Source organism: Nocardia farcinica (assembly GCF_029867845.1).
Taxonomy (GTDB): domain Bacteria; phylum Actinomycetota; class Actinomycetes; order Mycobacteriales; family Mycobacteriaceae; genus Nocardia; species Nocardia farcinica_A.
Genome location: NZ_JARWRU010000720.1, coordinates 1 through 4,089, shown reverse-complemented (window position 1 = coordinate 4,089; position 4,089 = coordinate 1). Strand labels below are relative to the sequence as shown.

The window sequence follows — 4,089 nt, the reverse complement described above, 5'->3', positions numbered from 1 at the left end:
CCCCGACACCGAACAGTCCGCCCCCGCCGCCGAGCAGATCGGCCATCAGCTGCCCCGGCGGCCGGGCGCCCGCGGCGGCCGACCGCGGGGGCGCGCCCACCGCGGCGTCCAGCACGGCGAGCACACCGACCGTGCGGCCCGCGCGTTGCAGGCGCACCGCGACCGCGTGGGCGATCTGGCCGCCGAGCGACCAGCCGAGCAGATGGCAGGGCCCGTCCGGGTGGACGCGGCAGATCTCGGCGGCGTAGCGCTCGGCCAGCTGGTCGACCGACTCGGCGCGCGCCTCCCCCGCCACGACGTGCGGGTCCTGCAGACCGTAGACCGGCCGCCGGGGGTCGAGGTGTTCGACGAGTCCGCCGTAGAACCAGGCCAGGCCGCCGGCGGGATGGACGCAGAACACGGGCGTGCCCGTGCCGCCGGTGCGCAGCGGCAGCAGCACCTGCAGGCCGGAGCCCTCCTCGGCGCCGTCGGCGCGGCGGGCCAGCGCCTGGGGTGTGGCGTCGTCGAACATCCACGGCAGCGCGATGACGACGTCCCACTTCTCCAGCTCGGTCACCGCCATGGTGGCCAGCAGCGAGTTGCCGCCCAGGTCGAAGAAGCCGTCGGTGACGCCGACGCGGGGCACGCCGAGCACCTGGGAGTACACCTCGCAGATGGCGCGCTCGGTCTCGGTGCGCGGCGGGACGAATTCCTCGTCGGCGCCGACGAATTCCGGGTCGGGCAGGGCGCGGCGGTCCAGTTTGCCGTTGACGGTCAACGGCAGCGCGGGGATCACCACGACCGTCGCGGGCACCATGTAGCCGGTGAGCACCTCGGCGGCCGCGGCCCGCACGGCGGCGGGTTCCGGGGAGTGCCCCTCCGCGGGGACCACGTAGCCGATCAGCTGGTCGACGCCGCTGCTGTGCGGGCGCACCATCGCGGCGGCCCCGGCGACGCCGGGATGCCGCAGCAGCGCCGACTCCACCTCGCCCAGTTCGATGCGGTAGCCGCGCAGCTGGACCTGGGCGTCGGCGCGGCCCTCGTAGCACAGTTCCAGGCCGTGCCCGGTGTGCCGCCAGCGGCCGAGGTCCCCGGACCGGTACAGCCGCGAACCGGCCGGGCCGAAGGGGTCGGCGACGAAACGGGACGCCGTCAGCCCCGGCATGCCGAGGTAGCCGCGCGACAGCTGGGCGCCCGCGACGTAGATCTCGCCGGTGACGCCCACCGGGGCCGGGCGCATCCGCTCGTCGCGCACGTGCACCCGCAGACCGGGCAGCGGCCTGCCGATGCCCGTCTGCTCGGCCGCGGTGATCTCACCGAAGGTGACGTGCACGGTGGTCTCGGTGATGCCGTACATGTCGATCACCCTCGGCGTCCCGGCGGGCCGGTCGGCGAACCAGTCCGCGAGGCGGGTGGGGTCGAGCGCCTCGCCGCCGAGGACCACACAACGCAGCGCGAGATCGGGGCCGGTGTCGCGGCGGTGACCGCGGCGGTCGCGGTCGGCGGCCGCGAAACCGTAGAAGGCCGACGGGGTCTGGCTGAGCACGGTCACGCCTTCGCGGGCGACCAATTCGACGAAGGCGTCCGGGGAACGGGAGGTGTCGTAGTCGACCACGACCAGCCGTCCGCCGGTGGTGAGCGCGCCCCACATCTCCCACACCGCGAAGTCGAAGGCGTAGGAGTGGAACATGGTCCACACGTCGGCCGGGCCCGCGTCGATCAGGCCGAGCACATTGCCGAACAGGGTGACCGCCTCGCGGTGGCCGACCGTCACGCCTTTGGGCCGACCGGTGGAGCCGGAGGTGTAGATGACGTAGGCGGTGTTGTCCGGGCGCGCGGCGGATTCCGTCGGCCGGTCGCCGGTCCTCGGGCAGTCCTCCACCAGCACGGTCGGGGCGGGGGTGGCGGGCACCCGGCCCACCGTGTCGGCCGAGGCGAGCACGGCGGCAGGCCGGGCGTCGTCGAGGATGTGCCGCAGCCGCTGCGGCGGGTAGGTGACATCCAGCGGCAGGTAGCCCGCACCGGCGCGGATGACGCCGAGCAGGCAGGCGACCAGATCGGTCGAACGCGGCAGCGCCACGGCCACCAGGGTCTCCGGCCCGACGCCGTGGGCGGACAACGCCGCGGCGATGCCGTCGGCGCGGTGGTCGAGCTCGGCGTAGGTCACGGCGGTGTCGCCGTCGGTGACCGCGACGGCGTCCGGGCACGCGGCGACCCTGGCGGTGAACAGATCGTCGAGCGTGACGTCGGGTATCCGGGCGCCGGGAGTGCCCGAGGCCGCCAGCAGGGCGCGACGCTCGCGCGGGTCGAGGAGATCGATGTCGCCGACCACGACCGACCGCTCGGCGGTCACCTCGTCGAGGATGCGCAGGTAGGCCCGGGCGAACCGGGACATGGTGTCGGCGGTGAACAGGTCGGTGGCGTAGGTGAGCCGTCCGATCATGCCGTCGGGGCGGCCATCGGCGTCGAGCCGCTGGGTGAGCTTGACGTTCAGGTCGGCCTGGGCCTGGTCGAAGCCGTCCTCGATCGCTTCCACCACCAGGCCGGGCAGACGCAGGGCGGCCGCGCTGAGGTCCTGGACGTCGAGGCTGACCTGATAGAGCGGCAGGTGCGCGGTGGAGCGCGGCGGATTGATCGCCTCCACCACCTGCTCGAACGGCACGTCGGCGTGGCCGAAGGCGAGCAGGTCGTTCTCCCTAGTGGCGGCGAGCAGTTCGGCGAAGGTCTGCCGCGGCGAGAGCCGGGAGCGCAGCACCAGGGTATTGACGAACATGCCGATGACGTCGTCGAGTTCGGGCGCGCCGCGGCCCGCGGTCGGGGTGCCGACGGCGATGTCGTTCGTGCCGGACAGTCGCGACAGCAGGATCGCCAGGGCGGCGTGCAGGACCATGAACGGGGTGGCGTTCGCCTGCCTGGCGGTCGCCACGACGCGGCCGTGCAGGTCGGCGGGCAGGTCGAATTCGACGGCGCTGCCGCGCAGGCTCGCCACCGGCGGGCGGGGATGGTCGGTGGGCAGGCGCAGCAGCTCGGGCAGGCCGTCGAGCGCCTGCTTCCAGAAGCGCAGCTGCTGCGAGACCAGCGAGTCCGGGTCGTCCTCCTCGCCGAGCACCTCCCGCTGCCACAGCGCGTAGTCCGCGTACTGGACGGGCAGTTGGGGCCACGGCGGTGGCGTGCCCCGCCTGCACGCCTCGTAGGCCACGGCCACGTCCCTGGCCAGCGGCAGCATGGACTGCCCGTCGGTGCAGATGTGGTGGACGACGATGGTGAGCACGTGGTCGCGTTCCCCGAGCCGCAGCAGCTGGATGTGCAGCGGCGGCGCCGCGGTCACGTCGAAGCCGCGGGACACCGCGGCCATGGCGCGTTCGCGCACCTCGTGCTCATCCACCGGGACCGGTTCCAGATCGGGGACCACCGCGTCGGCGGCGACGACGACCTGGTGCGGGATGCCGTCGATGGTGGGGAATTTCGTGCGCAGCGACTCGTGCCGTTCGATGACCAGCGCGCAGGCCCGGCGCAGCGCGCCGAGGTCGAGTTCGCCGCGCAGCCGGATGACCAGCGGGATGTTGTAGCCGCCCACGGAGCTGTCGAACCGGTTGAGGAACCACATCCGCTGCTGCGCCGGGGACAGCGGCACCAGGGTGGGGCGTTCGCGCGCGACCAGCGCAGGCCGGTGCTCGCGGTCGAGTGCGCTCAGGTGCGCGGCGAGGTCGGCGACCCGGGCGGATTCGAACAGTTCACGCACGCCGAGACGGGTGCCGGTGGCGGCGCCGAGACGGGCGGCCGCCCTGGTGGCCGACAGCGAGTCGCCGCCGAGGGCGAAGAAATCGTCGGTCGCGCCGACCTCGTCGACGCCGAGGACCTCGGCGAAGACCTCGGCCACGCGCCGCTCGGCCTCGGTTCGGGGCGGCACGTGCTCGCCCTCGGGCGCGAAGCGCGGTGCGGGCAGCGCGGAGCGGTCCAGCTTGCCGGTGGCGGTGAGGGGCAGTTCGTCCAGGACGGTGCAGATCTCGGGAACCATGTGCGCGGGCAGCCGGGGGGGCGCCGCGGGGCGGGCCGCGGCCGGGGGGCGGGGGGGGCCCCCCCGGCGGGGGGGGGGGGGCCCGGGGGGGC

The 4,089-nt window shown here is 74.3% G+C and carries 1 protein-coding gene; it reads right to left on the bottom strand.

Features of this window, described 5'->3' with window-relative positions:
* Nucleotides 1-4,089 (bottom strand): amino acid adenylation domain-containing protein (locus tag QH283_RS15805; RefSeq protein WP_280503751.1); only part of this gene is annotated, 4,089 nt, incomplete at both ends.